Below are 26,269 nucleotides of genomic sequence, written 5' to 3'. Positions count from 1 at the left end.
CTCAGCCGATGTAGCTGATCCCGAACGCGTCGATCTTGCGGTAGAGCGAGGACCGGGCGATCCCCAGCAGCTCGGCGGCCTGGTAGCGGTTGCCGCGCGCCTCGTAGAGGGCCTGGATGATCACGTCGCACTGCGCCGCCTCGAGCATCGACATCCGCGGTGCGCCGCCGGTGAAGCACGACGACGGCAGGTCCGGTGCCTGCACGACGCCGACCGGCTTGCGGGCGATGACGTAGCGCAGCACGTCCTCCAGCTCGCGCAGGTTCCCCGGCCAGGCGTAGCCCTCCAGGACCCGCACCACCTGCATGCTCAGGCTCAGCGACCGGCCGCCGGACAGCGAGTGCAGCACCGACCGCGCGAGCTCGCCGAGCTCGTCGGCCCGGTACCGCAGCGCGGGCACCCGGACCGTGTCGTGGAAGTGGCGCAGCAGCAGCCCGTAGGGCCGGGTGGCGTCGACCGAGGGCGTGTCGATGCACCCGACGACCGTCGGTGCCGCGGGTGTGGCCACCAGCAGCCGCAGCGACTCGTCGAGGCGCCGCGCGGCGACCGACCCGAGCAGCGAGAGCCGGCGCAGGACGAGCAGCCGCGGCCGGTCCCCGTCGGTGCCGCGTACCGTCGGCAGGAGGGGGCCGCCGGACTCCGCGATCCGCGCGCAGTCGAGCACCTGCACCGTCCCGGTCGGGTGGCTGCGGCGGAACTGCTCGACGGCCAGGGTCTGCTTCCCGACCCCCGGCTCGCCGACGAGGAGCAGGTGCCTGGTCCGGGCGGCGACCGCGGTCGCGACGTCGCGGCGGGCGCGCAGGTAGGGGCTGAGCAGCTCGCGGTTCGCGCGGCGCCGCACCTCGGCGGCGGCGCCGTCGGCGTGGGCGTCCCGGAAGTCGGCCGCGAAGTCCCGGCGGGCCGTCGGCGCGACGTGCGACCCCTGGCGTCGCATCGCGTCCGCCGTCCGGGACCCGGCCGGTACGGGCGCGCAGCGCCGCCCGGAGCTGACGTGGCCCACGACGGCACCGTGGTCCCGGACGACGCAGGTGACGACGTCGTCGCGGCGCCCCGACGGCAGGTCGGCCGTGGATCCGGTGGGCGGCGGCTCGGCGAGCGCGGCGTCGGCGAGCGCCCGGTCGAGCAGGTGGTCCCGGTCCTCGCGGGGCAGGGCCCGGAACCCGGGGTTGCACAGGGTCGCCCGGCCGTCGGTCGCGACGACCCACTCCGCCCCGGACCGTGCGCAGACCTCGTCGAAGCGGGCGTGCAGCATCCGCCCGGCCCGGAGCCCGCGGTCCCGGACGCGTTCGCCGACCTGGCGGGCCAGCTCCGCGGCGACGGCCGCACGCAGCGCCGACGCACCGCCCGGCGTCGACAGGTGCGTCACGACCACCACCGTCTGCGGTGCCGCGTCGGTGTCCGACGGCACCGGTGCGGCGGCCTCGGCCAGGCAGGCGAGGTCGGGGTGGAGGTGCTCGGGACCGTCCACCCGGGCGAGGCGACCGGTGGCCCGCACGAGCGCGGACGCCGTCGTCGCCACGTCCTGCTCGGCGATCCGGAAGCCCGGTGCGACCAGGACGGCGTCGAGCAGCGCGGCGAGGTCCGGGCAGGCGTCGTGGCGGAGGCGGACCACCCCGTCGCCGTCGACGAGCAGCACCGAGCAGTCCAGGTCGTCGGCGCCGGCGAGGAAGCGGTCGAACACCTCGTCCGCCTCGGCGACGGCGGCGGGGCCGGGTTCGTGCCCGACGTAGGTCGCGGACCGGGCGAGGTCGACGCCCAGGTCGACCGACCGCTGCCAGGACTCCGCGACGACCGGGCGGACGTGGGCGCCCACGTCACCGACGTGCCGGGCGTGCCGCACCCGCCGGGCGGCGGCCTCGACCCCGGCGCCGGCATCCACCGGACGAGCGTAGCCACCCGGGGCCCTGCCCCGCGAGGGTCGTTGACACCCGACCGGGCGGCGGGGAGCGTCGGGACCGACGTCAGCCCCAGCCCCCGGCCGATGACATTCGGGTCACCGGGAGGAGGGGCTGTGGACACGGAGCGTCGCGTCCGACCCCGCGGGGCCCGCCCGGTCGGAGTACCGTCGGTGGCACGGCCACGTGCTGCTGGACAGCCGGATGCCCCACCACCTCGGGGCACGCACGATCCGGAGGATCTGCCGGGGTTCCCGGGTCCACACGGCGAGGCGTCCCGCTCCGCCGTGACCACGCCCGCGTCCCCGGACGGCCGCCCTGCAGGGTGCCGTGCGGCGGTCCGCGGCGGCCGAACGGAGCCACACCGTGAGCGCACCGCGCACCCCGTCACCCACCCGTCGTCCCGCCCCGGCGCAGCCTGCCCCGGCGCAGCCCGCCGCGGCGCGCGTCGCGCTCAAGGACGACCCGAGGCCGGTCGGGGAGGTCGACGGGGCCTGGTGGCCGCGCTCGCGCGTCCTGGTCGACGAGCTGCGCGAGCTGAGCGCGGGCGTCGACGACCGGCTCGGCCCGGTGACCCGGGTCGGGTACAACCTGCGCATCTGGCCGTCGGTGCCGCGCCGGACCACGACCGACGGGCACCTGGTCCGCCTCGGCGGCTTCGCCAGCACCCCGCCCGACGTCGTCGACGTGTTCGGGGCGCACGGCCGGCTGTGCCTGCTCGTCGTGCCGCCGGAGAGCTCGGACGCCGACGCGCGGCGCTGCCTGGACCGGGCGTCGGCGGCCGGGAACGACGACGTCGCGACGCTGCTGGCCGGAGCAGGAGGAGAGCGCACCGACGCCTGACGGAGACGACGGCCCCACCGGAGGGAGGCGCGTGAGCGCCAGCGACGACCACGCCGTGCGCACCGCCCTGGTCCGGGCGGCCACCGGCCTGACCGCGCCCCTGACCGACGAGTCGGGGGACACCTCGTGGGATCGGCGGCTCGTCCAGCTGACCCGGGTCGCCGCCCGCACCGTCCCCGGGGCCGACCTGGTCGGCCTGACGCTGCGGGACCGGTACGGCGTCTGCACCACACCCGGTGCGGACCTCGCCGAGCTGGACCGGCTCCAGATCGGGCTGCGCGAGGGGCCGAGCCTGGACGCGATCCGGGGCGGGGTGCCCACCGTGGTCGCGGTCGGCGACCTCGACGACGAGCGCGACCGGTGGCCGCGGTTCGCGCCCGCCGCGGTGCACAGGGGCGTGCACGGCGTCCTGTCCGTCGCGCTGGTGCGGCCGGGCGCCGTCCGGGGCGCGGTGACCGTCTACTCACGGACCCGGCACGGCTTCGACACCTCGGCGACGGCCATCGCCGACGCGTTCGCGCTGCAGGCCGCCGTCGCGCTGCACGGGGCCACGAAGGCCTACCACCTGGAACGGGCCCTGGAGACCCGCGACCTGATCGGGCAGGCCAAGGGCATCCTGATGCACCGGCACGGGATCGACGCCGACCGCGCCTTCCGCATGCTGGTCGGCGCGTCACAGGCGACGAACATGAAGCTCCCGGACGTCGCCCGGTGGCTGACCTCCGACGCCGGGGCCCCCGTCGAGGTCCTGCCCGAGGCCGGGGTCACGGACCCTGCGGATGGTCCTCCAGCTCCTGCCGCACCGCGCGCAACAGGAACGTGAGGGCGCAGGGGTGACCGGGGTCGAGGGTCGGCGCCGTGCGCCACACCCACAGGAAGCAGCGTTCCGTCGCCTCCGCGGCCCGGTCCTGGTCCCGCAGCGCGGTGCGCAGGAGCCCGAAGACCAGCGTCCCGGTCCCGTCGTACAACCGACGGAGCGCGTCGAGGTCCCCGTCGCGGATCGCGCGGAGCAGCGCGGCGAGCTCACGCGAGCTCGGGACCAGACCTTCCGGTGCCCGCTGCAGCTCCGCCGGATTCCGCATGTCGCCGTCGTGACCCACCATTGCTCCATCACCGTCGGAACGTCGCCGGGGTCAGGGGCGGCGGACGCATCTCTCGTACGGTCGGGAGACCGTGGTGCGAACGCTACCGTCATGTCCGCCGACCCGCATGATCCGTCGACGCCGCCGGGTCCCGCCGACCGGTACGGTCCGGGTCGGTCGCCCGCACCGGTCCGGAGGTGACAGCAGTGACCGAGGTCCCCGTGCAGCGCCCCACACCGCTGCACTCCGTGTCGACGGCACGCCGGTCGGCGGAGCGGCTGCGCGCCGTCGACCGGGCCGGGCTGTCGACCGCCTCCGACGACCGGGTCCTGTCCGACCTGTGCGACGTGGCCCGGGAGCTGGCCGCCGGCGGCTACGCGACGGTGTCGGCGACCGACGGCGTGACGTCGTGGATCTGCGCCGCGAGCGGTGACGGGCCGGCGGCGGGGACGGTGGAGGGCGCGGGCGGCGCCGTCGAGCACGCGGTGGTCGACTCCGGCGTACCCCTGGTGCTGGACGCCCTGCCCGGCACCCCGGACGGCGGCGACCCCGCCCCGGACACCCCCGGCCGGTCCGGCTCGGTGTGCAGCGTCCCGGTCTTCGGCGAGGCGGGCCACGTCGTCGCCGCGCTGCGGGTGGCGCGCACCGGCTCCGGCGAGTGGACGCCCCGCACGGTACGGCTGCTGACCGCCCTCGCCCGGACCCTCGGCGCGCACCTGCGGATGGCCGGGTCGATGCGGGTCAGCCAGGACCTCGCCGACCGGCTCGGCGCCCGGCTGGCCCGGTCGGAGTCCCAGCAGCAGACGCTGTCGGACGAGCTGGGCGACTCCCAGCGGCGTACCGACCTGCTGGAGTCGGGGCTGCTGCCACCGGTCCTCCCGGAGATCGCGGGGGCCGAGGTCGCCGCCGTCTACGTCCCTGGTGCGGTGGGCGAGCACGTGGTCGGGGACTTCTACGACCTGTTCGCCGTCGGCGACCGGTACTGCCTGGTGATCGGCGACGTCTGCGGGAAGGGTGTGCAGGCGTCGCAGATCGCGGTCGTGGCCCGCTACACGATCCGTGGCGCCGCGGCGCGGGACCTCGAGGTCGGGTCGATCGTCGCGAGTGTCGACGGGACCGTCCGGACCATGGACGAGCGGGCGATGCTGACCGTCGTCGTGGTCGTCCTCGAACACGACCCGGACGGCGGGCTGCGCGCGGAGATCGCCAGCGCCGGGCACGAGCCCGCACTGGTGCTCCGCGCCGACGGCGCCGTGGAGCGCCACGGCACCGGCGGCACGATGCTCGGCCTCCCGATCCCGTGCCGGGTCGCCACCGACGTGGTCCGGCTCGGCAGCGGCGACGCGCTGCTGCTCTACACCGACGGCGTCACCGAGGCCCGGCCCGTCGCGGGCGCCGACCTGTTCGGCGACGACCGGCTCACCGACCTGTTCCGCACGTGTGCCGGGCTCGACGCCGCGGGCACCGTCGCCGCGGTCCACCGGGGCGTGTCCGCCTACGCCCGCGGCATGACCAAGGACGACACCGCGATCGTGGCGCTGCGGGTCACCTGACCGTCGGCGGGGCGGCCCGTCGCGCCAGCACGTCGGACCAATGCCGCTGCGCGACCCGGGGGTGCGAGCGCAGCCAGCCGGTCAGCGCGTTCTCCCCGTAGCGCGCGTCGAGCGGGTTGTCGGCGTCCTCGCTGATCCCGCGCGCGTCCGCGGCCAGCTCGGCCGGCAGGTCGAGCGGCGCGACGACGGCGTCCAGGCGCGGCGCGAGGAAGAACGGCACCGAGATCCGGTCGACCCCGGGCGGCGGCGACACCACCCGGTGCCGGGTCGCGGTGAGGTAGCCGCGGGTGGCGATCTCCAGCATCTCGCCGATGTTCACCACGAACGAGCCCGGTACCGGGAGGGCGTCGATCCAGCCGCCGTCGGGGCCCTCGACCTGCAGCCCGCCGACCTCGTCCTGCTGCAGCAGGGCGAGGTAGCCGTAGTCCTTGTGGGCGCCGACGCCCTGGTCGGAGTCCGGGTCCGGGCGCCCGGGATAGCGCACGATCTTGAGGTGCAGCGAGGACTCCTCGTCGAACCAGCCGTCGAAGTAGGTCTCGTCCTGGCCGAGCGCGGCGGCCAGGGCACGCAGCACCTCACGGGAGACCCGCAGCGCCTCGGCCTGCCAGCCCAGCACGACCTCGCGCAGCTCGGGCAGTGCCGGCGGCCACTGGTTCGGCCCGATCAGCCGCAGCCAGTCCGGCTCCCCGGGGCCAGGCTCGACCACGGCGCGCTCGGGTCCGATGTCGATCTGCTCGCGCCAGTCGGCGGTGCCGCCGGTGTGCTCGGTCCCGGTCCGGGTGTAGCCGCGGAACTGGGGGGAGTGGACGTTCTCGATCGCGAGACGGTCCGCCGGCGGCAGCGCGAAGAAGCGGCGGGCGAGCGCGTCCATGCCGGTCAGGACGTCGTCGGGGACGCCGTGACCGGTGACGTAGAAGAACCCGACCTCGCGCGCGGCGCGACGCAGCTCCGCGAGGAAGGCCGCCCGCTCGTCCGGACCGGCGCGGAAGCGGGACAGGTCGACGACCGGGAGCCGGTCGGTGGCGAGGGGCGGCATGGTGCCTCCGACGGGGTGGCGGGCGGGCACCTCGGACGTGGTGCGCCGGGCGCACCAGCCAACCCGGCCGTCGGAGCGGGCGTCAAGGAGCGGTGCCCGCCGGCCGTCTCACCAACTTTGCGTACTACCGGCGGTAACGCCCGTACGTCCGCAACGTCCTGATCATCCCGATCGATGCAGCACTCGTGAACGGACCCGGAAGATCGTGGTACGACGACTCGCCGACGGAGCGGCTGGGCGTCGTCCCTCCGGCCCGCAACCGTCTGGCCACCGTCGGCATCGTCCTGGTGGTGCTGTCGGCGGCGTTCCTGCTGACCACGGCGACGATCCCGATGGGTGCTCTGCTGGCCCTGGCCGCGACCGGGTGCGCCGCGATCGCCGCGTGGCGAGGTCGTGGCGGGCGCGCGCCCCACCGTGGCCGTGCGGTCACGGCGCTCGTCGCCGCGCCCGCGCTGGTGGTCGCCGCCGTGGTGCTCGCCCCGTCCCCGGTCCCGACGACCACCGGCACCACCGAGGCCGCCGCCCTCGTCGCCGCCCCGACCACGACGCCGACCCCGGTGCCCGCCCCGGCCGGGGAGAACCCCCCGGTGGCTCCGGCGGCGGCGCCGTCGCCGACCACGACGCGGGCACCCGTGTCCGCGCCGGAGGCGCAGCTGCGGACGGCGCCGGCCTCGCAGGAGGCCGCGTCCCCGCGGCCGCAGGCCCTCGCGTCGGCCCCCACACCCCGCACGACGACGGCGAAGCCGCCTCCGGCCGCGCGACCGTCGGCGTGCGACACGGACACGCACTACGTCAACTCGGCCGGCACCTGCGTGCCCCGCCCGACCCGGTCCGGCGGCGACGCCCCGGCCGGGGCGACGGCGAAGTGCAAGGACGGCACCTACAGCCACAGCCGGTCCCGGTCCGGGACGTGCTCAGGGCACGGTGGGGTCGCCACCTGGCTGTAGAGGGGGACCAGTGATGCGGGGCGGACCCGATCACGAGCGGCTGCAGGAGCCCGGTCGCGGCCGGGTGTGGCGGAGGCGTGGGACGAGCGTGACGCTCGTCGGGCTCGTGCTGGTGAGCTCCCCCTGGGGGCTCGCGAGCGAGCGCGATCTCGGCCGGTGGGGCGACGTGCTGACCGTCGTCGTCCTGGCCGTCGTGGTGCCGCTCGCCGCGGTCGTCTGGCGGGAGTCGACCCGGCCGTACCCGCACGACCGGACGATGGTCGTCCTCCGCCGGGCCGTCCCGCCGGCCCAGCGCGCGGCCGTCGCGACGGCGCTGCGGCGGGGGAGGCCCGAGGACATCCCTCCCGGGCACCTCGCCTACGCCCGGGCGTGGACGGCGCAGCGCGGGGCCGGACTCGTGTCGCCGTCGGCGCTGGCCGTGCTGATGTGGGCGCAGATGCTGAACGCGGCCGCCCGGGCCGCCAACCCCTGGTTCTTCCTCGTCGGCCTCAGCGGGGCCGCGGTCTTCACCGTGGCCGCGGGAGTCGAGGTGGCGCTGCAACGACGACGGGACCGCTGCCTGTCCACCGACCGGCCGGATGCCGGGGACCGACCGTCGTGATCAGCCGCGGCTGCTGCCGACGAGATGGGCGAACACCACGGTGTTGTCCCGATAACTCCGTGCACTCGAGTCGAAAGATCCACCACAGGTGATCAGACGCAGTTCCGCCCGGTCGACGTCGCCGTAGACGGACTCGGTCGGGAATTCGTTCTTGGGAAATGATCGGACCTCGTCGACGCGGAACGTCGCGGCGATCCCGTCGGCCCGTGTCACGGTGATGTCCTCGCCCGGACGCATCCGGCCGAGGTCGTAGAACACCGACGGTCCCTCGGAGGCCGAGTCGACGTGGCCGAGGATGACCGACGGGCCGCGGAAGCCCGGTGCCGACGACCCGCGGTACCAGGACGCCCGGTCGTAGCCGGGGCCCGGGGCCGGGACCTCGAGGGTGCCGTCCGGCGCGAGACCGGACTGGTCGACGACCGACTCCACCCCGATCGACGGGATCGAGATCGACCGGGGCGGGGAGGGCGGGAGCACCTCGCCCACCGGCCGGGCCCCCGCGGGCGCGGTGCCCACCACGGCCGGTCCCACCGGGCCGGTGGCCGCGGCCACCGGCTCCGGGGGACCGCCCGCGGTCAGCGCCAGCACGAGCACGACCACACCCGCGACGCCCAGCAGCAGCGCGCCCAGCGGAGCGAGCAGCCGCCGGAGGCGGGACGGGTGTGGTGCGGTCATCGGGTGCTCCGGTCCTGGTGCCGATCGGGGAACCGGTCGTGGTGGTCCACCACGACCGGAGCCGGGGGTGCCGCCCGCCTGTGCGGACGGCACCCCCGGAGTGGATCAGTGCCCGCGGACGCCGCGACGGCGGACGACGAGCACCAGCGCGGAGCCGGCGAGCAGCGCGACACCGGTCACGACCAGCGCGGTGTCGGTGCCCGAGGTGCTGCCACCACCGGTCTCGACGCCACCCTGCGGCATCGGCATGGTCCCGCTCGTCGTGTTGACGACGATCGTCGCGATGCCGATGGTGGTGCCGCCCTTGAGGGCGTCGGTCTTGAAGGCGCCGTTCAGGGCCTCGGCGGCCCCGGCGTTCAGGGTGACGGTCGTGCCGGTCAGCGTCGCGGTGCCCGCCGACTGGTCGATCGTGATCGGCTTCAGGGTCGAGCCGTTGAGGTCGAACAGCGTGGTCGACTCGGCGACGGTCTGGCCGCCGGCGCGGACCCGGCCGGTCAGCACGGCGGGGTCGCCCGGGTCGATCACGAAGTTGTCGAGCGTGACCTCGGTGTCACCCTTGGTGAGAGTGAGCCCGCTGCCCATGTGCTCGATCTTGCCCTGCACGTACGGCAGGACCTCGTTCGGCTTGTAGACGGTCACGTTGCCGCCGGTGATCGGGAACGACGCCGTGCCGTCGGAGATCGAGGCGGACCCGAACGGGCCGGGGGTGACGTCGAGCGAGGTCAGCGCGTCGGTGAAGCCCTTGTCCAGCGCGACCGAGGTGCTCTTGCCGGTCAGGTTGGAGATCATCGCGACCGGCGGAGGGGTCTCCTGTGCGGAGGCGACCCCGGCGCCCAGCGCGGTCGTCGCGGCGGCGACCAGGCCGATCGTGGCCAGGCCGATCACACGTCGTACGGAATTCGCCATTGTGGTTCTCCTTGGATCGCACCGACCGACGGGCGATTCCCGGCGACCTTTGCTCCTGTATTCGACGGCCGGAGCGCGGGGGTTCGGAGAAATGCGGGGAAAAATGTCCCGGGGCCCGGATATCACCGCGGGTGACGTGTTCCGGGCCCCGGGCAGCGGAGCGTGTGCGGCGGGGCTCAGCCCCCGGGGCGGCCGAGCCGGTGGTGCCGGATGCGGGCCTTCATCTCGGCGACGCCGTCGGCGAACCGCTCCTCGTAGACCTCCTCGACGGCGGCCGCACCGGCCGCGGTGACGCTCCCGTCCGCGTCGATGAGGCCGAGGGCGAGCAGGTGCCGGGCCACCGCCGGGCGCAGCAGGTCGACGTCCACCTCGCGCGCGTCGAGCAGTTCCAGGGCCCGTGACTCGTCGTCGGTCAGGAGCATCCGCCTCACCTCCACCCTGGGTTCGTGCGCGGGGCGCGAGGGGTTCACCCCGGTGGACGCGGCCGGACCGCGGTCAGGCGGCCGGGTAGCGGGTCGGGGTCGTGGTGTCGCTGTCGAGGTACGGGGCGTCCCCGGTCAGGTTGTCCCCCCGGTTGGGGCGGGGCCGCGGATCGCGCGGTGACTCCTCGCCGTAGGTCGCCCGCACCAGCGACGCGTGGGTGGGCGCCTCCGGGACGCCGGGCGCGCGGCGTGCCGCCATCTCGCGGCGCAGCACCGGCACGACCTCGGTGGCGAGCAGCTCGACCTGCTCGAGCACCGTGCCCTCCGGGACACCGAGGCTGTCCAGCGCCCACAGCTGACGCTGGTAGTCCCCGAAGCCGTCCTGGAAGGTCAGGGTCTTGTCGATGACCTCCTGCGGGCTGCCGACGCTGAGCGGCGTGCGGTCCGCGTAGTCCTCGAGGCGGGTCCCGCGGAACAGGACGTGGTTCTCGAAGTAGGGACGGAACGCGGCGTAGGCGTCCTGGGAGCGGCGGGCGACGAACGCGTGCCCCCCGAGGCCCACGATCGCCTGGTCGGGGCGCCCGTGGCCGTGGTGGGCCCAGCGCTTGCGGTAGAAGTCGACCAGGGGCCGGAAGTGCAGGTTCGGCGCCAGGATGTGGTTGGCGAAGTAGCCGTTGCCGTAGTGGGCGGCCTGCTCGGCGATCTCCGGGGTGCGGATCGCGCCGTGCCACACGAACGGCGGCACGCCGTCGAGCGGCCGCGGGGTCGAGGTGAACCCCTGCAGCGCCGTGCGGAACCGGCCCTCCCAGTCCACGACGTCGGAGCGCCAGAGCCGGTGCAGCAGCGCGTAGTTCTCCAGGGCGAGCGCGACGCCGTCGCGGATCTCCTTGCCGAACCAGGGGTAGACCGGCACCGTGTTGCCCCGGCCGAGCATGAGGTCCAGCCGCCCGTCGGCGAGGTGCTGGACCGTCGCGAAGTCCTCGGCGATCCGGACAGGGTCGTTGGTCGTGACCAGCGTGACCGCCGTGCTCAGGACGATCCTGCTGGTCACCGCCGCGATGTGACCCAGGATCGCCGGCGGCGACGACGGGACGAAGGGCGGGTTGTGGTGCTCGCCGAGCGCGAACACGTCGAGGCCGAGCTCGTCGGCGTGCCGGGCGAGGCGCACGATCGAGCGGAGGCGCTCGGCCTCGCCCGGAGTGCGCCCGGTGAGCGGGTCGGCGCCGATGTCGCCGACGGTGAAGATGCCGAACTGCACGGGGGTCCTTCCGGGGGGTGGCGGCCCGCGGGCCGCGCTCAGACGAGGTCGCGCACGGCGGCGAACGCCGCGGGCGTCACCGGGTCCAGCACGTCGTCGACGTCGTGGTGACGCTGTACCCACCGCGCGACGTACGGGCAGACCGGCACGATCCGCCGGCCGGCGTCGCGCGAGTCGGTGAGGGCCCGCGCGACCAGGGTCCCGGCCAGCCCGCGCCCGGCGAAGGCGTCGTCGATCTCGGTGTGGAAGAAGACCCGCTGCCCGTCGCGGTCCACGTAGGCGGTGAACCCGGCGACCACGCCGTCCACCCGCACCTCGTAGCGGTGCGTCGTGGGCCGGTGCGTGACCTCGGGCGTCCCGGCCGCGTCGGGCGTCGCCGATCCGGACATGGCTGTGACCTCCGTCGTGGGGTGGCCCGGGGGCGGGTGGCCTGCCCGGGCCGCGGCCGTCGGGGTCCCGGCGGCTCCGTCGCCACGACGCTAGGTCGGCCCGGCCGTCCCCGGATCGGTCACGCGATCGGTCGTGCGGAGCCCCCGGGGCGCCGGTCGGGTCGGTGACCTCCCGACGGCGGGGTCCTGCGGCGGGATGCCGCCCGGGGTTCCCACGGCGGCCCACCGGTGGGCCCATCGGTGGCCGGGCGACCCATCCGGCGACCGATCCGGCGGTGCCCGCGGCGCGCTGACACTGGGCCCGGGCGGCATCCGGCCGTCCGTCGAGGAGGACCCGATGCCCGACCGAGCCGACCCCGCCGGGATCGTCGCCGCACACCTGGACGCCTGGAACGCGCCGGAGGGACCCGTGCGCGACGGGGCCGTCGGGACGGTCTACACCGACGACGTGTTCGTGGGCGAGCCCGACGCCGCGCACCGCGGGCACGAGGGGATGTCCCGGGCGATCGCGGCTCTGCACGCCCAGGTGCCGGGGGCCGTGATCAGCCGGTCGGGTCCGATCGGCACGGCCCAGGACCTGGTCACCTACGCCTGGACCCTGGGTGTCGGCCGCGGGCCCGCGGTCGCGTCCGGCCGCGACGTGCTCCTCCTGCGCGACGGGCGGGTCTCCGCCCTGTACGTGCTGCTGGACCCGGCCGGGGACCAGGGGTGAGGCGGGCGATGACGACCCCGCGGCCGGTGGGCCACGAGTACCGGTTCGAGCTGGGCGGGCTGCGGGTGCGGTACCGCTTCGACTCCGGCACGGAGGCGACCTTCGTGGTGGAGGACGGTGCCGGGCTCGCTCCCGACGGGCACACCGAGACGGTGCGCATCGACCTGCGTGAGATCCGTGAGGGCGTCTACCTGAACTCGTGGACCGAGGCGAGCGGCGCGACGGTGACGCACGTGGAGGACTTCGAGAACGGCACGCTGTACTCGAACATCACGATCGACGGGACGCTGCACGCGCTCGTCGGCACGATCACCCGGACCGCCCGGTGAGCGCCGTGGAGGGCCCCGAGGAGCGCAACGTCCGGATCGTGCTGACCGCGATGCGGGAGCTGTTCGAGGAGAAGGACCTCACGGCCATCGACCGCTACTGGGCCGAGCCGTACACGCAGCACAACCCGTCCATGCCCGACGGGCTCGACACGCTGCGCGCGGTCGTGCCGACCCTGGAGGGCTTCTCCTGGCGGCCGGCCCGCGTCGCCGCACAGGGCGACCTCGTCTTCACCCACAGCCGGGTCCTGGGCTGGGCCCCGACGCCCGTCGTGATCGTCGACATCTTCCGCCTGCGGGACGGGCGCATCGTCGAGCACTGGGACGTCGTCCAGGAGGAGGTGCCCGCCGAGTCCTCGGCCACCGGCCGCCCGATGGTCTGACCCCGCATCGCGCACGCCCCCCGACGCCACCTGCGCCGCCGCCGTGTGCCGCGGGTCAGATCAGGCCCGCGGCGCGGGCCGCGATGACCGCCCGGGCCCGGTTCTGGGTGTCGAGCTTGCGCATCGCGCTGTGCAGGTAGGCCTTGACCGTCCCCACGGTGATCCCGAGCTGCGCGGCGATCTCGGCGTTGGTTGCCCCCACCGCGACGTGCTGCAGCGCCTCGACCTCCCGCGGTGAGAGGGCGGGGGCCTCCCCGCCCGGCCGGGCCACGGCGGGGCGCGTCCCGGCGAGGCCGTCGTGGATCCGGCTCAGCCGCTCGCGCAGCTCCGGGTCACCGGTGCTCTCGATCAGCGCGGCGAGCTCCAGCAGCGCGCCGGCCCGGCTCTCGGCGTCCGCGGCGCCCGGCGGCACGACGGCCGGGGGAGCGTGCTGGTCGAGCAGGGCCGTGGCGTCCCGGGCGATGGTGGCGGCGACGATGCCGGCGTTGCGGACGGCGACGTCGCCGATCGGCCGGTGCTCGCGCATCGCCCCGTACATCACACCGCGGACCGAGCCGTGGACGACGATCGGGTACGCCAGGATCGACGCGAGCCGCTCGTGCTCGACGACGACGTGGTCGTAGTCGTGGGTGATCCCCGGGGTCGAGGCGTAGTCGCTCACCCGGCACGGGATCCGGCGGGCCATCGCGGCGCCGCCGAGACCGCGCCCGGACAGGACGCTGAGCAGCCGCAGCGAGTCGCCGAAGGTGCCGATCAGCTGGTTGATCGTGAGCTGCTGGCCGTCGCGCACCGTCCGGGTCGTCCCGCCGAAGACGACCGGCAGGCCGGTCGTCGAGCTGAGCTCGTGGAGCCGGCGGGGCATGACCCGGTCCAGCGCCCGGGCGACCGCGTCGTCGTCCTGCACGAGTGCTCCTTCCCGTCCCCACGGGCGGCATCGGCCGCCCGACGTGGCCCAGCTTGCCACCGGCGCGGACGGCGGACCAGGTCACCGGTCCGCACCGGACTCCCGCGACTACCGACTTCGGTTGGTAGCGGCGCCCGGACCGCTGCGGAGAGTCTCCTCCCGACAGATCCGGCTGCGCTCGACGAGGAGCCCCGCATGCATTCCACCACCGCCGCGGTGCCCCTCTGATCGACGCGATGCCCGGACCGCTCCGATCCGCGGTCCGCCCCATCCCACCGACCCGGAGGACGTCCGTACCCATGGGCAACCACGACATCTACCGCGACGCCCGTGACCGGCTCGTCGCGCTGCACGGCGAGCACGAGAAGGCCGTCGCCGACTTCACCTGGCCGCAGCTCGACGGCGCGTTCCAGTGGGCGCACGACTGGTTCGACGTGATCGCCGACGGCGAGTCGCGGACCGCGCTGCGCATCGTGGAGGAGGACGGTGCCGAGGGCGCCTGGACCTTCGACGAGCTGCGCCGCCGCTCCAACCAGGTGGCCCGCTGGCTCGCCTCGCACGGCGTCGGGCGCGGGGACAGCGTGCTGGTCATGCTCGGCAACCGCGTCGAGCTGTGGGAGTCGATGCTCGCGGTGATGAAGCTCGGCGCGGTGATCATGCCGACGACCACCGCACTCGGCGCCGTGGACCTGCCGGACCGCCTGGAGCGCGGGGGAGCGCGGTTCGTGATCGCCGACGTGTCGTGCACGGACAAGTTCGACGGCCTGCTCGACGGGCTCACCGCGGTCTCGGTCGGCGGGTCCGCCGAGGGCTGGCTGGACCACACCGACTCCCACGACGTCGACGACGCCCCGGTCGAGCACCCGGGCACCACCGCCGACGACCGGCTGCTGCTGTACTTCACCTCGGGTACCACCAGCCGGCCGAAGCTGGTCGAGCACACCCAGGCGTCGTACCCGGTCGGGCACCTGTCCACCATGTACTGGCTGGGTCTCACCCCGGGCGACGTGCACCTCAACATCAGCTCGCCGGGCTGGGCCAAGCACGCGTGGAGCTGCTTCTTCGCGCCGTGGATCGCCGGGGCGACGATCTTCCTCTACAACTACACCCGCTTCGACGCGGCGTCGCTGCTCGGCCAGATCCGGGACAAGGACGTCACCACGTTCTGTGCCCCGCCGACGGTCTGGCGGATGCTGATCAAGGCCGACCTGTCCGGCGGGCCCGGCTCGCTGCGTGAGGTCATCGCGGCGGGCGAGCCGCTCAACCCGGAGATCATCGAGCAGGTCCGGGCGCAGTGGGGCCTGACCCTGCGCGACGGGTTCGGCCAGACCGAGACGACGGCGTCGGTGGGCAACACGCCCGGCTCCGTCGTGAAGCCCGGGTCGATGGGGCGTCCGCTGCCCGGTGTCCCGGTGGTGCTGGTCGACGAGCTCACCGGCGAGGTCTCCGAGACCGAGGGCGAGATCTGCATCGACCTGTCCCGGCGGCCCACCAGCCTGATGGTCGGGTACCTGGACATGCCGGAGAAGACCGCCGACGCCATGGCGGGCGGCTTCTACCACACCGGTGACACCGCGACCCGCGACGAGGACGGCTACCTGTTCTACGTCGGCCGCACCGACGACGTGTTCAAGGCCAGCGACTACAAGATCTCGCCGTTCGAGCTGGAGAGCGTGCTCGTCGAGCACCCGGCGGTGCTGGAGGCGGCCGTGGTGCCCCAGCCCGACCCGGTCCGGCTCGCCGTGCCGAAGGCCTACGTCGCGCTCGCCCCCGGCCACGAGCCGACCCGCGAGACCGCGGCCGCGATCTTCGCCCACGCCCGGGACCACCTGGCGCCCTACCTCCGGGTGCGGCGCATCGAGTTCTTCGAGCTGCCGAAGACGATCTCGGGCAAGATCCGGCGGGTGGAGCTGCGGGCCCGGGAGCGCGACGAGGCCGGGGCGGCCGCGGGCGGGGAGTGGCGCTACGAGGACTTCCCGGAGCTCAAGGCCTGACCGGCCTCCCGGGACCCGGGGCGGTATCCGCCGAGCCGCCCCGGACCGACGGCCGGCCCGTCACCGGCACGACGCCGTGACGGGCCGGCCGTTCCCGTGTCCGGCTCAGCCGGTCCCGGCGCCCGAGGCGACGCGCGACCGCCGGCACGGCCAGGAACACGGAGCCGATGGCCAGAACCTCGGATCGGATCGGGCCCGACGGGCGTCGCCGCCGGTCGGGTCATGGAGAGGGGGACCGGCGAGCCGGACGCAGGTGTGCGCGGTGGTCAGCCGGTCGCCCGGGTGGCGGGCACCAGGGATGCCAGGAGTGTCATGGCGGCGTCGGTGAGCGCCGCGGGGTCCGCGTGGCCGTCGCTCTCGACCCACTGGGCGTACACGGTGAGGAACACCTGGATCCCCACACGGGCGGCGAGCCGGGCCGCGTCCGCCTCGACCCCGCGTCGCTGCAGGGCGTCGGCGAACGCGACGGCGATGTCGTCGCGCTTGATCAGGTCGCGTTCCAGCAGGCCCGGGCTCGCCGCGATCACCGCGTGCCGCCGGCGCAGCAGGTCCATGCCGGGGCCGGTCCAGTCGAACCCGGCCAGGGTCGAGGTGATCACCCGGAGCGGCTGGGTGACGTCGGGGGTGTCGAGGATCTGCTGCACGAGCGCCGCCCGGTGCCGGTCCGACTCGGCGAACAGCACCTCGCGCTTGTCCGGGAAGTACCGGAAGAAGGTGCGCGTCGTGACGCCGGCGCGGTCGGCGATCTCGACGACACTCGTGTCGTCGAAGCCTCGTTCCTCGAACAGCTCCAGGGCGGCCGTCCTCAGCCGCTCCTCGCTGCCCTGTTCCCAGCGGGGCACGGCCGGACTCCTATCCGCCCGGTGTCACGGCGCCGCCCGCGTCGCGCCCGGCCCCGTGGACACGACGACGACCGTCCGCCCCGGTGCCGGCGGCCCGAACCGGACGGCCGTCACGAGGTCGTCCCGCCGCGCCGCGCCGCCGTGACGACCCGGCGGCTGATCCGCCAGTGGCCGTCGTGGCGGCGCAGGGTGTCCCGGTGGTCGACCCCGGACAGCGTCCCGTCGGCCATGATCACCAGGCCCTTGGAGTGGACCGTCACCTCGTCCGCCGTCTGCTCGGCGATGACGACGTTGGTGACGTGGTGCGCCAGCGGGTTGTCGTCCCCGAGCCGGATCGCCGCGGCCCGGACGGCGTCGATCCCCTCGAACGTCCCGACGCCCGCGTCGCTGAGGTCGTAGACGACCTCCGGGGTGAAGATCTCGTGGAGCCGGTCCAGATGGCCTCGGTCGAAGAGGTGTCCGTGCAGTGCCAGGACGTCGTCGATCTCGTGGCGGTCGTCGGTGCTCAGCATCGTCCTGATCCGTTCTCGTCGACGTGCGGTGGTCGAGGATCGGAAGCCGACGGGGCCCGCGTCGTCGTCCGGAGCCGCCTCACCCGGAGGTGATGTCGCGGTGTGACATCACTGTAGCACTGATGTCGCGCCGTGACGTCACTGTCGCGCGTGGGGCGGCGCCGGCCGTTCCCGCCTCCGGCTCGCCGGGCTCAGGGCCGTCCGGTGCGCAGGCCCTCGACGAGCAGTGCGACCAGCCGGCGACCGCGGGCGAGGTCGGCGTCCGACGCCGCCCGGCACAGCTGCGGCACGGCGAACAGCAGGTCCTCGGCGGAGACGGCGTCACGCCGGATCGCGCCGTCCCCGACCGCTGCGTCGAGCAGTGCGGCCAGTGCGGGGCCCAGGCGATGCGTGAAGTGGCCGGGCAGCCCGTCGAAGGCGGGGTTGCCGGAGTGCAGCGCCGAGGCGAGGCCCCGCTTCGTCGCGAGCAGGTCGATGAACCGGTCGAGCCAGTGCGTCAGCGCTTCGACCGGTGGGTGCTCGGAGGCCAGCTGCGGGCCGGCGTCGGCGAGGGCGTCGATGCCGGTCTCGACCACGGCCTTCACCAGGTCCGCCCGCTGCGGGAAGTGCCGGTAGAGGGTGCCGACGCCGACGCCCGCCAGGTCGGTGATCTCCTTCGCGGGGGCGTCCACCCCCGAGGTGTCGAAGACCCGCCGTGCGGCGTCGAGCAGTGCCTCGACGTTGCGCTGCGCGTCCGAGCGCGGACGTCTGGCCCCGGTCCTCCCACTCATCCCGTCACTGTGCCACGCGCTCCTTGAGAACCGGAATGGCTTTCCGTATCGTCGATACGGAAAGCCATTCCGCTTAGTCCACCGCACACCGGGAGACCCGCCATGCAGTACCGCCCGCTCGGCCGGACCGGGATCATGGTCAGCCCCGTCGCGCTCGGCGCGATGATGTTCGCGACGTCGTTCGGCAACCCCGACCCCGCCGACTCCGCGCGCATCATCCACCGGGCGCTCGACGCCGGGATCAACCTCGTCGACACCGCCGACGCCTACGGCGACTCGGAGGAGGTGGTCGGCCGTGCGCTGAAGGGCCGCCGCGACGACGTGGTGCTCGCGACCAAGTTCGGCCGCGCCGTCGACGACGACCCGGCGCACCGCGGGGCGTCGCGCCGCTGGATCGTCACCGCCGTCGAGAACTCCCTGCGCCGGTTGGGGACCGACCACATCGACCTCTACCAGCTCCACCGCCCGGATCCCGACACCGACATCGAGGAGACCCTCTCCGCGCTGACCGACCTGGTCCGCAGCGGGAAGGTGCGGGCGGTCGGGACCTCGCAGGCCCCCGCCTCGGGCATCGTCGAGGCCCAGTGGGTCGCCGAGCGGCGCGGGCTGGTCCGGTTCCGCACCGAGCAGTGCGCCTACTCGATCCTGAACCGTGGTGCCGAACGCGAGGTGCTGCCGGCCGCGCAGCGCTTCGGCATGGGCACGCTGATCTGGGGTCCGCTCGGCCAGGGGATGCTCACCGGCCGCGTCCGCCGGGGCGAGGCGAACGACCTGCGCCGGGTGGGGCTCCTGCGGCACCTGTCCGACGAGCGACGCATCGAGGTCGTGGAGCAGCTCGTCCCGCTCGCCGAGGAGGCGGGCGTGCCGCTCACGCACCTGGCCGTCGCGTTCGTCGTCGCCCATCCCGGGGTGACCAGCGCGCTGCTCGGGCCGCGCACCATGGCCCAGCTCGACGACCTGCTCGCGGGGGTGGACCTCGCGCTGGGCGACGACCTGCTCGACCGCATCGACGGGATCGTGCCGCCGGGGGTCGACGTCAGCGCCCTGGACCAGGAGTTCCGGCCGCCGGCGCTGCTGGACCCGCAGCTGCGGCGTCGTCCGGTGGCGGGGCGGTCCGCGGCCTGACCCGCGCGGCCGGTCGGGTCATCCGGCGCGGGTGTCCCCGACCGCGTCGAGGACGGATCCCAGCTGGTGCAGCGCGGTCTCCAGGGTCGCGGCGGGCACCTCGGCGAGCAGGCGCCGGAGCGCCGCGTTCGCCGCGCCGGTCGCGGCGCGCGCCACGGCCACGCCGTCCGGTGTCAGGCGGACGTCGTTGCTGCGCCGGTCCGCGGGGTCGGGTACCCGGGAGACGAGCCCGCGGTTCTCCAGGCGGCGCAGGACGTTGCTCAGGCCGCCCGTCGTCAGCAGCAGGTGCGCCGTCAGCTCCTTCGGCTTCTGCCGGTAGGGCTCGCCGGTCGTCAGCAGCGTCGCGACCACGTCCAGCTCCGCGGGCGTGAGGTCGTGCGCGGACAGGGCGGGGGCGATCGCCTGCGCGAGCGTCCCCTGCAGGCGCACGACGTGCTGGGAGAACGCCAACGCCAGGCGCTCGTCGGGGGACACGTTCCTCCGGTCGCGGGTCACGGTCGCAGCCTACCCGACGAAAGCTTTCGTGATAGCTTTACAGAAAGCTATCTGGAGGAGCTGCCATGGGAACGGTGACCGCGATCGACGGCGTCCGGGTGTTCACGGGCGACGGCCTCACGGAGCCGCGGCGGGTGTACCTCGACGGGGCGGAGATCGGCACCGGGCGCACGCCGGACGTCGTGGTCGACGGCCGGGGGCGGGTACTGCTGCCCGGCCTGGTCGACGCGCACATGCACACCGTGCGCGGCCGGGAGGACCTGCAGGACCTGGCGACGTGGGGTGTCACCACGGGGCTGGACATGGCGGCCTGGCCGAGCGCCTTCGTCACCGCGATGCGCGGGCAGACGGGCGTCGCGCAGATCCTCAGCGCGACGACGCCCGCGGTGGGCCCCGGCGGCAACCACGCCCGGATGCCCGGGTTCCCGGCCGACGGCGTCGTCACGGGTCCGAGGGAGGCCCGCGCGTTCGTCGACCGCCGCGTCGCCGAGGGCGCCGACTACATCAAGATCGTCACCGAGGCGGCCCCGCCGGAGGGCATGGACCAGGAGACCGTGGACGCGATCGTCGCCGCGGCACACGGGCACGGCCTGCTGGTCGTGGCACACGCGGTCACCACCGGCGCCGTCCACGTCGCGGTCGCGGCCGGGGTGGACATCAGCACGCACGCACCCCTGGACGCGGTCCTCGACGACGCCACCGTGCAGCGCATGCGCGACGCCGGCACGGTCTGCTCGCCGACGCTGACGATGATGCGCGGCGTCGCCGACCTGCGGGCCGCGGCGGGCCTCCGGTACGAGCACGCCCGCGACTCGGTCACCGCGCTCCACGCGGCGGGCGTCCGGCTCCTGGTCGGCACCGACGCCAACTCCGCGCCCGGCGCCCCGTTCGCGCCCCGGCACGGCGAGTCGATGCACGACGAGCTCGGCCTCATGGTCGACGCCGGGCTGACGCCGGTCGAGGCGCTGCGCAGCGCCACCGGCCTCACCGCGCAGATCTTCGGCCTCGACGACCGGGGCGTCGTCGAACCGGGCCGGCGCGCCGACCTGCTGCTGGTCGACGGCGACCCGACCGAGGACATCGGCGCGACCCGCGCGATCGCCGGGGTCTGGATCGCGGGGGAGCGGGTCCGGTGAGCCCACCCGACCCGTGACGCCGTCCGTCGTGCGGACGTCACGGGAACGCGTTCCCCCTCGGCGAGGTGGCGCCGTCGTCGCTCATGTCCTTATGGTCTCCGGGTGCGGAACCTACTCCGGAGCGCGGCGGGAGTGGACCGGCTCGTCCCGTACGAGGACGCCGTGCTCGCTCTCGGCCGTCGCGGGGACATGCTCGAGTACCACGACGACGTCCGCGTCGAGCGGATCGTCGGAACCGTCGGGCGCGCCGAGGACTTCGACGCCGAGTTCCGGCTGAGGAACTCGGACCTGCGGGACCGGTGGGACGCGGTCGCCGATCTGATGGCCCGCCCCGGCGGGCCGGTCGCCCGGATCGACCTGCTGCGTCTGGGGGAGATGTACTTCGTCGTCGACGGGCACCACCGTGTCTCGGTCGCCCGCGCACGCGGCCACGCGGTCATCCCGGCCCGGGTGCGGTGGGTGTGCACCGTCGCCTACGCGCTGGCCTGTCTGAGGGTGATGCACCTGCCCAGCAAGGCCGCCGAGCGGGAGTTCCTGACCCGCATCCCGCTGCCCGACCCGGTGCGCACCGAGCTGTGGCTCGACCGTTCGGCCGACTGGATGCGGCTCGCGGACGCCGCCGAGGCGTGGGGCTTCCGCGAGTCCCTGCGCGACGCTCCCCTGACGGACCGGCGCGCCCTCGCCGAACGGTGGTGGGAGCAGGAGGTCGTCCCCCTCGTGCGGCACCTGCGACGGGCCGGTGTCGGCGTCGGTCTGCGCGACATCCAGCTGTACGCCGCCGCGACGACCACCCGGGACCGGCGCGGGGAAGGGTCGTGGCCACCGCTGGCCGGCGGCGACGAGCTCCGTCCGGCCTGGGCCGGCGGAAAGGGGGAACCGCACCGCGGCTGACACGGACGGTGGCCGCGTCGGCGGCGCATCCCGGGCAGCCCGTCGGTGACCTGCTCGCGGGGCGGGGCCTCGCGTCGGGCCTGTCGGCACCCGCCGGGTCCGTCTTGCCGGTGATCAGGAATGGCGCCAGGGTGTCGCCATGGACACGCAGATGGTGGCCAACGCCCTGCTCCTCGTCCCGGCCGCCGTCCTCGGGGTACTGGCCGTGCGCGCGCGTCGCCGGGGGCGCACCCGGCTGGGGCTGTCGGTCCGGCCGGGACCGCTTCCCGACCTCGCCCGGGGTGTGCTGTTCGGTGCGGTGTCGGTCGGTGTGCTCTACGGGGCGCTCGCGGCGACCGGGACGCTGCGGCCGGGTCCGTTCGCCGGCGTCACGGCGGTGCTGGTCGGTGTCGCGGTCTACTTCCTGGTGCTGTTCCTCGTCGAGGAGGTGGTGTTCCGGGCGTTGCTGATGACCGGGCTGGGGGTGGTCGTCGGTCGTACCGCTGCACTGGTCGTGACGAGTGTGCTGGTGGCGGTGCCGTACGTGTTCTCCACGGGCAGCGGGGTGCTGCCGGTCGTCGGCGCGGTCGCGACGAACCTGGTCAACGGGCTCGCGCGGTGGCGGACCGGGCGGATCTGGTTCGGGGTGGGCATGCGCTGGGCCTGGAACACGCTGCAGGTCGCGCTCGGGTTCACCGTGAGCGGCTACGCGCTGGCCACACCGGTCCTCGACCAGTCGACGACCGGCCCGTCGTGGCTGACCGGCGGCGAGTACGGGCCGGAGGGCGGAGTGGTGGGGATCGCGCTCCGCGTGGTGATGATCGTGGTCATGGTCGGTGTCGTCCGTGGTTCCGTTCCCGCGTGGACGATCGGCCCGCGCGGGAGCCGGGACGGGAACGGCGCCGCCTGAACCGGGACGGTGTCGTCGAGCTCCGGGTTCCGGTCGGAGGATCGTCGTTGTGCCTCTGACCTGCGTGCCCCCGGCAGGATTCGAACCTGCGGCACCCGCTTTAGGAGAGCGGTGCTCTATCCCCTGAGCTACGAGGGCCTGAGGGGAGCCTACCCGGACGCCTCCCCGCCCGACCGCCGGTGCTGCCCGCCACGCCGCGGAACGGCGGATCCGCCGTCCGCGAGGAATCCGGGAATCGTCGCCGTGACCTCGCCCACTACGACACCGGAAGGCTTCTGCGAGTTCCCGGCGACAGCGACCTCCTCGCAGTCGGAACTGCGGAGCGGACCCCGCTGACCTGCGGAATCGCGGAACGGGGACGGTGCCACCGCCACCTCGCAGTTCACGCCGGGAGGCTGCCGCTCCCCTCTGGCAACTGATTCGTTGGGGCGATCGGGAAATCGTTCTACGGTCCCCGCAGTCGACGGGGGAGGGCCAGTGCGATCGCTGTTCCGGAACACGCGGTTCCGCCGGTTGTTCACGGCCCAGGCCGTCGCGTTGGTCGGGACCGGGCTCACGACGGTCGCGCTCGGGCTGCTCGCCTACGACCTGGCCGGCGAGCGGGCCGCGCTCGTCCTCGGCTCGGCGCTGACGATCAAGATGGTGGCCTATGTCGTCGTCGGGCCGGTCGTCGGCGCGGTCGCCGACCGGGTCCCGCGACGGATGCTGATGGTCGGTGCGGACGTCGTCCGCGCGGCGGTCGTGCTCGTCCTGCCCTGGGTGACCGGGATCTGGCAGGTGTTCGTCCTGGTCGCGGTGCTCCAGGTGGCCTCGGCGACGTTCACCCCGGTGTTCCAGTCGGTCATCCCCGACGTCGTCCCCGACGAGCGGGACTACGCCGGGGCGCTGTCGGCCTCGCAGCTCGCGAGCAGCGCGGAGACGGTGCTGAGCCCGCTGCTGGCCGCGGCGGCCGTCGCGGTGATGAGCTACTCGACGCTGTTCGTCGGCACCTGTGCCGGGTTCGTGTTCTCCGCGGTCCTCGTGGCGTCGACGGCCGTCCCGCCGGTCGCGGGCCGCGCCCAGGGCGGCTTCGCGACCCGGCTGCTGCTCGGGGTCCGGCTGTTCCGGGCGGTCCCGCAGCTGCGGGGGCTGCTGGCGCTGAACGTCGTCGTCGCCGCGGTGGGGGTGGTGTCGCTGGTGACGACGGTGAACGTCGTCCGCGACCTGCTCGGGGGCACCGAGGCCGACGTCGGGCTGCTGCTCGCGGTGTCCGGCGCGGGGACGGCCGCGGCGGCGCTGGCCTCCCCGTGGGCCGCCCGACGGCTGCCGGTCCGGACGGTGATGCTGGCCGGCGCGGCGGTCTCCTGCCTGGCGGCCGGCGCGACCCTGCTGCTGGCGGCCGCACCGTCGTGGACGACCGCGGCGCTCGCGTGGGCGCTGGTCGGCTTCGGCCCGGGATGGATCATGGTCAACACCGGTCGCCTGCTGCGCACCTCGGCCGGGCCCGGCCAGCGGCCCGCCCTGTTCAGCGCGCAGTTCTCGCTCTCGCACGCCTGCTGGCTGGTCACCTACCCGCTCACCGGCTGGCTGGCGGTCTCGGGCGGCTGGACCGTCACCTGGTCGGTCCTCGCCGCGCTCGCCGTCGTCGCGCTCGGGGTGGCGGTCACGGTCTGGCCGACGGCCGGCGCCGACCTCGTCCGGCACCGCCACGACCACGACGCCGACCACGCCCACGTCGTCACCGCCAGCCCCTCGGTGCACGGCTGGACCCACGCGCACCGGCTCGTCGTCGACGACCAGCACCCGCACGGACCGGTCCCGGTGTGACCGTTCAGGCCGCCGGGAGCAGCCCGTCGGCGACCTCCCGGGCCGCGCGGATCGGCCCCGTCCCGCGCTCGACCACCGCCATCGCGGCCGCCCCCTCCAGCAGGATCATCAGGGTCCCGGCGAGGGCCGCGGCCGGCTCGGTCGTCCCCAGCCGCTCGACCTGGGCCTGCAGGTAGCTGCGCAGCGCGGTCTTGTGGTGCCGGACGACCTCGCGGGCCGGGTGGTCGAGGCGCGGCAGCTCGGAGGCCGCGTTGAGGAACGCGCAGCCGCGGAAGTCCTCCCGGGACTGCCAGGTCTCGTAGGCGTCGAAGACGGCGAGGATCCGGTCCCGTGGCGACGCGTGGTCGGCGGTGATCCGGTCGATGTCGGACTGCCACCGGCGGTCGCGGTCCCGCAGGTAGGCGACGACGAGCCGGTCCTTCGAGCCGAAGTTCGTGTACAGCGCCGTCTTGGTGACCCCCGCCTCGGCGGCGACGGTGTCCACCCCGACCGCGTTGATGCCGTCCCGGTAGAAGAGCCGGGACGCGGCGTCGAGCACCTTCGCCCCGGCGTCGCCGCGCCGTGTGCGTGCCATAGGTCCTCCTGGAGTGAACCGAACGGTCTGTTCTGAGGGCCGACTCTAGCAGCAGAAACGGCGCTGACTGTCGAGCCGAGTTGCAAACAAACAGACAGGTCTGTTCACTATCGGCATGACGGCGACCTGCGAACGGCCCGGACCTGCGCCCGCCACCGGCCGGCCCTGGTGGACCACCGCGCTGCTCGGCGCGGGGGTGATCGCGCTCTGCTACGGCGTCGCCCGCTACACCTACGGGCTGTTCGTGCCCCGCTTCACCGAGACGTTCGGGCTGACCCCGGCCGCGGTCGGCGTGCTCGGCGGGCTCTCCACGGCCGGCTACGTCCTCGGGCTGCTCGCCGCTCCGGCGCTGTCGGCGCGGTCGGCGCGCGGCGCCACGATCGCGGCCGCCGTCTCCGCGACGGTGGGGCTGCTGCTCATGGCCCTCGCGCCGGGCGTCGTGGTGTTCGGTGCCGCGATAGTGGTGGCGGGGGCCGGGGCCGGCATCGCGACGCCCGGGGTGGCGCAGCTCGTCGTCGAGACGGTCGGTGCGGCCGCGCGCACCCGGGCGCAGGCCTGGGCGAACACCGGCACCGGGGCGGGGCTCGCGCTGACCGCGTTCACGCCGCTGCTGCCGGGGGACTGGCGGGCCGTCTGGCTCGGGTTCGGCCTGGTCGCGGTCGTCGTCACCGCCGCCGCCGCGTGGCTGCTGCCGCGGGGGGTCCCCGAGGCGGCGCCCACGGAGCGCGGGCGCGGCCGGGTGCTGCCGCTGCTGGCCGTCGCCGGGCTGCTCGGGCTGGTCAGCGCGCCGTACTGGACCTTCTCGACCGCGCGGCTCGACGAGCTCGGCGCCGGGCCGGTCGTCGGTACCGTCGCCTGGTGTGCGATCGGTGTGGTCGGCGTGCTCGGCGGCGCGGTGGGACGGGCGGCGCAGCGGTACGGGCTGCGGACGGTCGGGCTCGTCGTCTGGACCCTGTTCTCGGCCGGGATCGCCCTGCTCGCGCTGCCGGAGCCGGGCCTGGCCGGCGCGGTCGTCTCGGCGGGCCTGTTCGGCGCGGGCTACATCGGGCTGACCGGGCTGTGCATCCTGTGGGCCGCCCACATCCTCCCGGGCGCTCCCGCACGCGCGGTGACCTGGGCGTGCCTCGCCCTGGGCGTCGGTCAGACGGTGGGCTCACCGCTGGCCGGGGCGCTGGCCGGTCGGATCGGGACGGCGGGGACGTTCGCCGTCGCCGCCGCGCTGGGGCTGCTGGCCTGGGCGCAGCTGCACCCGCGGCTGGCGCCGCCGGACGCGGACCGGGCCTGAACGACGGCGTCCCCCGGT

At 74.8% G+C, this 26,269-nt stretch carries 29 protein-coding genes and 1 tRNA gene; 15 read left to right on the top strand and 15 right to left on the bottom strand.

From position 1 onward, the window contains the following. Position 1 precedes the first annotated feature (1 nt). Positions 2-1,879 (bottom strand): helix-turn-helix domain-containing protein, encoded by a 1,878-nt coding sequence (locus KPL60_RS34395; protein ID WP_226364551.1) that lies wholly within the window; start codon positions 1,877-1,879, stop codon positions 2-4. A gap of 382 nt (positions 1,880-2,261) precedes the next feature. Here KPL60_RS34395 and KPL60_RS00680 point away from each other — a divergent pair, with 382 nt between their 5' ends. Both KPL60_RS00680 and KPL60_RS00675 read left to right on the top strand, forming a co-directional pair. After that, on the top strand, positions 2,262-2,738 hold the full coding sequence (locus KPL60_RS00680) for a DUF5994 family protein (RefSeq protein WP_226364550.1): 477 nt from the start codon (positions 2,262-2,264) through the stop codon (positions 2,736-2,738). A 31-nt stretch (positions 2,739-2,769) separates the two neighbouring features. Further along, the gene (locus KPL60_RS00675; RefSeq protein WP_226364549.1) at positions 2,770-3,561 is read left to right on the top strand and encodes a GAF and ANTAR domain-containing protein; all 792 of its coding nucleotides are present in this window, start codon (positions 2,770-2,772) and stop codon (positions 3,559-3,561) included. On the opposite strand, the gene KPL60_RS00670 is transcribed toward KPL60_RS00675, so the two are convergent. Further along, positions 3,503-3,820, bottom strand: a complete 318-nt coding sequence (locus KPL60_RS00670; protein ID WP_226364548.1) for a sigma factor — start codon at positions 3,818-3,820, stop codon at positions 3,503-3,505. The two genes, KPL60_RS00675 and KPL60_RS00670, sit on opposite strands and share 59 nt — an antisense overlap. A gap of 206 nt (positions 3,821-4,026) precedes the next feature. Between KPL60_RS00670 and KPL60_RS00665 the strand changes: the two genes are divergently transcribed. Continuing rightward, positions 4,027-5,373, top strand: a complete 1,347-nt coding sequence (locus KPL60_RS00665; protein ID WP_226364547.1) for a PP2C family protein-serine/threonine phosphatase — start codon at positions 4,027-4,029, stop codon at positions 5,371-5,373. Here KPL60_RS00665 and KPL60_RS00660 read toward each other — a convergent pair. After that, entirely contained in the window at positions 5,366-6,409 is a 1,044-nt protein-coding gene (locus KPL60_RS00660) for an isopenicillin N synthase family oxygenase (protein WP_226364546.1), read from the bottom strand. The two genes, KPL60_RS00665 and KPL60_RS00660, sit on opposite strands and share 8 nt — an antisense overlap. A gap of 185 nt (positions 6,410-6,594) precedes the next feature. Here KPL60_RS00660 and KPL60_RS00655 point away from each other — a divergent pair, with 185 nt between their 5' ends. Both KPL60_RS00655 and KPL60_RS00650 read left to right on the top strand, forming a co-directional pair. Further along, entirely contained in the window at positions 6,595-7,356 is a 762-nt protein-coding gene (locus KPL60_RS00655) for a DUF3761 domain-containing protein (RefSeq protein ID WP_226364545.1), read from the top strand. A gap of 88 nt (positions 7,357-7,444) precedes the next feature. Next, positions 7,445-7,957 carry a hypothetical protein gene (locus KPL60_RS00650; protein ID WP_226364544.1) on the top strand — a complete coding sequence of 171 codons (513 nt, stop codon included), beginning with the start codon at positions 7,445-7,447 and terminating at the stop codon, positions 7,955-7,957. On the opposite strand, the gene KPL60_RS00645 is transcribed toward KPL60_RS00650, so the two are convergent. The 5 genes from KPL60_RS00645 to KPL60_RS00625 all read right to left on the bottom strand — a co-directional run bounded on the left by KPL60_RS00645 (position 7,958) and on the right by KPL60_RS00625 (position 11,607). Next, positions 7,958-8,632 (bottom strand): class F sortase, encoded by a 675-nt coding sequence (locus tag KPL60_RS00645; RefSeq protein WP_226364543.1) that lies wholly within the window; start codon positions 8,630-8,632, stop codon positions 7,958-7,960. A 105-nt stretch (positions 8,633-8,737) separates the two neighbouring features. Continuing rightward, on the bottom strand, positions 8,738-9,538 hold the full coding sequence (locus KPL60_RS00640; protein WP_226355067.1) for a hypothetical protein: 801 nt from the start codon (positions 9,536-9,538) through the stop codon (positions 8,738-8,740). Between the two features lie 176 nt (positions 9,539-9,714). Further along, a complete protein-coding gene (locus KPL60_RS00635) occupies positions 9,715-9,960 on the bottom strand; it encodes a hypothetical protein (protein ID WP_226364542.1) in 246 nt (81 codons plus the stop codon). 73 nt (positions 9,961-10,033) lie between these two features. After that, on the bottom strand, positions 10,034-11,218 hold the full coding sequence (locus KPL60_RS00630) for a CE1758 family FMN-dependent luciferase-like monooxygenase (RefSeq protein ID WP_226364541.1): 1,185 nt from the start codon (positions 11,216-11,218) through the stop codon (positions 10,034-10,036). 38 nt (positions 11,219-11,256) lie between these two features. Beyond that, positions 11,257-11,607, bottom strand: coding sequence for a GNAT family N-acetyltransferase (locus KPL60_RS00625; protein WP_226364540.1), 351 nt, complete (start codon positions 11,605-11,607; stop codon positions 11,257-11,259). Between the two features lie 337 nt (positions 11,608-11,944). On the opposite strand from KPL60_RS00625, the gene KPL60_RS00620 reads away from it, so the two are divergent. From KPL60_RS00620 to KPL60_RS00610, 3 genes are read left to right on the top strand one after another with little or no spacing between them, the layout of a single operon-like run. Continuing rightward, on the top strand, positions 11,945-12,319 hold the full coding sequence (locus tag KPL60_RS00620) for a hypothetical protein (RefSeq protein ID WP_226355071.1): 375 nt from the start codon (positions 11,945-11,947) through the stop codon (positions 12,317-12,319). Between the two features lie 8 nt (positions 12,320-12,327). Next, positions 12,328-12,648, top strand: a complete 321-nt coding sequence (locus tag KPL60_RS00615) for a hypothetical protein (protein ID WP_226364539.1) — start codon at positions 12,328-12,330, stop codon at positions 12,646-12,648. After that, entirely contained in the window at positions 12,645-13,028 is a 384-nt protein-coding gene (locus KPL60_RS00610; protein ID WP_226355073.1) for a nuclear transport factor 2 family protein, read from the top strand. The genes KPL60_RS00615 and KPL60_RS00610 overlap by 4 nt, the downstream gene beginning before the upstream one ends. Before the next feature lie 55 nt (positions 13,029-13,083). On the opposite strand, the gene KPL60_RS34390 is transcribed toward KPL60_RS00610, so the two are convergent. Beyond that, the gene (locus tag KPL60_RS34390; protein ID WP_226364538.1) at positions 13,084-13,932 is read right to left on the bottom strand and encodes a LuxR C-terminal-related transcriptional regulator; all 849 of its coding nucleotides are present in this window, start codon (positions 13,930-13,932) and stop codon (positions 13,084-13,086) included. Between the two features lie 299 nt (positions 13,933-14,231). Between KPL60_RS34390 and KPL60_RS00600 the strand changes: the two genes are divergently transcribed. Continuing rightward, positions 14,232-15,926, top strand: coding sequence for an AMP-binding protein (locus KPL60_RS00600; RefSeq protein ID WP_226364537.1), 1,695 nt, complete (start codon positions 14,232-14,234; stop codon positions 15,924-15,926). 266 nt (positions 15,927-16,192) lie between these two features. Here KPL60_RS00600 and KPL60_RS00595 read toward each other — a convergent pair whose 3' ends face one another. The 3 genes from KPL60_RS00595 to KPL60_RS00585 all read right to left on the bottom strand — a co-directional run bounded on the left by KPL60_RS00595 (position 16,193) and on the right by KPL60_RS00585 (position 18,050). After that, positions 16,193-16,768 carry a TetR family transcriptional regulator gene (locus tag KPL60_RS00595; RefSeq protein WP_226364536.1) on the bottom strand — a complete coding sequence of 192 codons (576 nt, stop codon included), beginning with the start codon at positions 16,766-16,768 and terminating at the stop codon, positions 16,193-16,195. A 110-nt stretch (positions 16,769-16,878) separates the two neighbouring features. Further along, complete coding sequence (locus KPL60_RS00590) at positions 16,879-17,280, bottom strand: nuclear transport factor 2 family protein (RefSeq protein ID WP_226364535.1); 402 nt, start codon at positions 17,278-17,280, stop codon at positions 16,879-16,881. A 191-nt stretch (positions 17,281-17,471) separates the two neighbouring features. Further along, entirely contained in the window at positions 17,472-18,050 is a 579-nt protein-coding gene (locus tag KPL60_RS00585; RefSeq protein ID WP_226364534.1) for a TetR/AcrR family transcriptional regulator, read from the bottom strand. A 102-nt stretch (positions 18,051-18,152) separates the two neighbouring features. On the opposite strand from KPL60_RS00585, the gene KPL60_RS00580 reads away from it, so the two are divergent. Further along, entirely contained in the window at positions 18,153-19,175 is a 1,023-nt protein-coding gene (locus tag KPL60_RS00580) for an aldo/keto reductase (RefSeq protein WP_226364533.1), read from the top strand. A gap of 18 nt (positions 19,176-19,193) precedes the next feature. Here KPL60_RS00580 and KPL60_RS00575 read toward each other — a convergent pair whose 3' ends face one another. Continuing rightward, positions 19,194-19,670 carry a MarR family winged helix-turn-helix transcriptional regulator gene (locus KPL60_RS00575; protein WP_226364532.1) on the bottom strand — a complete coding sequence of 159 codons (477 nt, stop codon included), beginning with the start codon at positions 19,668-19,670 and terminating at the stop codon, positions 19,194-19,196. 65 nt (positions 19,671-19,735) lie between these two features. Between KPL60_RS00575 and KPL60_RS00570 the strand changes: the two genes are divergently transcribed. The 3 genes from KPL60_RS00570 (at position 19,736) to KPL60_RS00560 (ending at position 22,586) form a co-directional block, all read left to right on the top strand. After that, positions 19,736-20,806, top strand: a complete 1,071-nt coding sequence (locus tag KPL60_RS00570) for an amidohydrolase family protein (RefSeq protein ID WP_226364531.1) — start codon at positions 19,736-19,738, stop codon at positions 20,804-20,806. 102 nt (positions 20,807-20,908) lie between these two features. Then, positions 20,909-21,697 carry a hypothetical protein gene (locus KPL60_RS00565; protein WP_226364530.1) on the top strand — a complete coding sequence of 263 codons (789 nt, stop codon included), beginning with the start codon at positions 20,909-20,911 and terminating at the stop codon, positions 21,695-21,697. A 139-nt stretch (positions 21,698-21,836) separates the two neighbouring features. Continuing rightward, positions 21,837-22,586 carry a CPBP family intramembrane glutamic endopeptidase gene (locus KPL60_RS00560; RefSeq protein WP_226364529.1) on the top strand — a complete coding sequence of 250 codons (750 nt, stop codon included), beginning with the start codon at positions 21,837-21,839 and terminating at the stop codon, positions 22,584-22,586. A gap of 65 nt (positions 22,587-22,651) precedes the next feature. Here KPL60_RS00560 and KPL60_RS00555 read toward each other — a convergent pair. Continuing rightward, a tRNA-Arg gene (locus tag KPL60_RS00555) sits at positions 22,652-22,724 on the bottom strand. Between the two features lie 339 nt (positions 22,725-23,063). On the opposite strand from KPL60_RS00555, the gene KPL60_RS00550 reads away from it, so the two are divergent. Beyond that, a complete protein-coding gene (locus KPL60_RS00550) occupies positions 23,064-24,392 on the top strand; it encodes an MFS transporter (RefSeq protein ID WP_226364528.1) in 1,329 nt (442 codons plus the stop codon). 4 nt (positions 24,393-24,396) lie between these two features. Here KPL60_RS00550 and KPL60_RS00545 read toward each other — a convergent pair whose 3' ends face one another. Next, positions 24,397-24,966, bottom strand: a complete 570-nt coding sequence (locus tag KPL60_RS00545) for a TetR/AcrR family transcriptional regulator (protein WP_226364527.1) — start codon at positions 24,964-24,966, stop codon at positions 24,397-24,399. 115 nt (positions 24,967-25,081) lie between these two features. Here KPL60_RS00545 and KPL60_RS00540 point away from each other — a divergent pair, with 115 nt between their 5' ends. Continuing rightward, positions 25,082-26,251: a YbfB/YjiJ family MFS transporter gene (locus KPL60_RS00540; protein ID WP_226364526.1), complete on the top strand. Its 1,170-nt coding sequence runs from the start codon at positions 25,082-25,084 to the stop codon at positions 26,249-26,251. Positions 26,252-26,269 lie beyond the last annotated feature (18 nt).

The sequence above is a fragment of the Pseudonocardia sp. ICBG162 genome, assembly GCF_020496225.1.
In the GTDB taxonomy this organism is placed as follows: Bacteria; Actinomycetota; Actinomycetes; order Mycobacteriales; family Pseudonocardiaceae; genus Pseudonocardia; species Pseudonocardia alni.
This window is presented reverse-complemented; position numbering and strand designations above follow the sequence as displayed.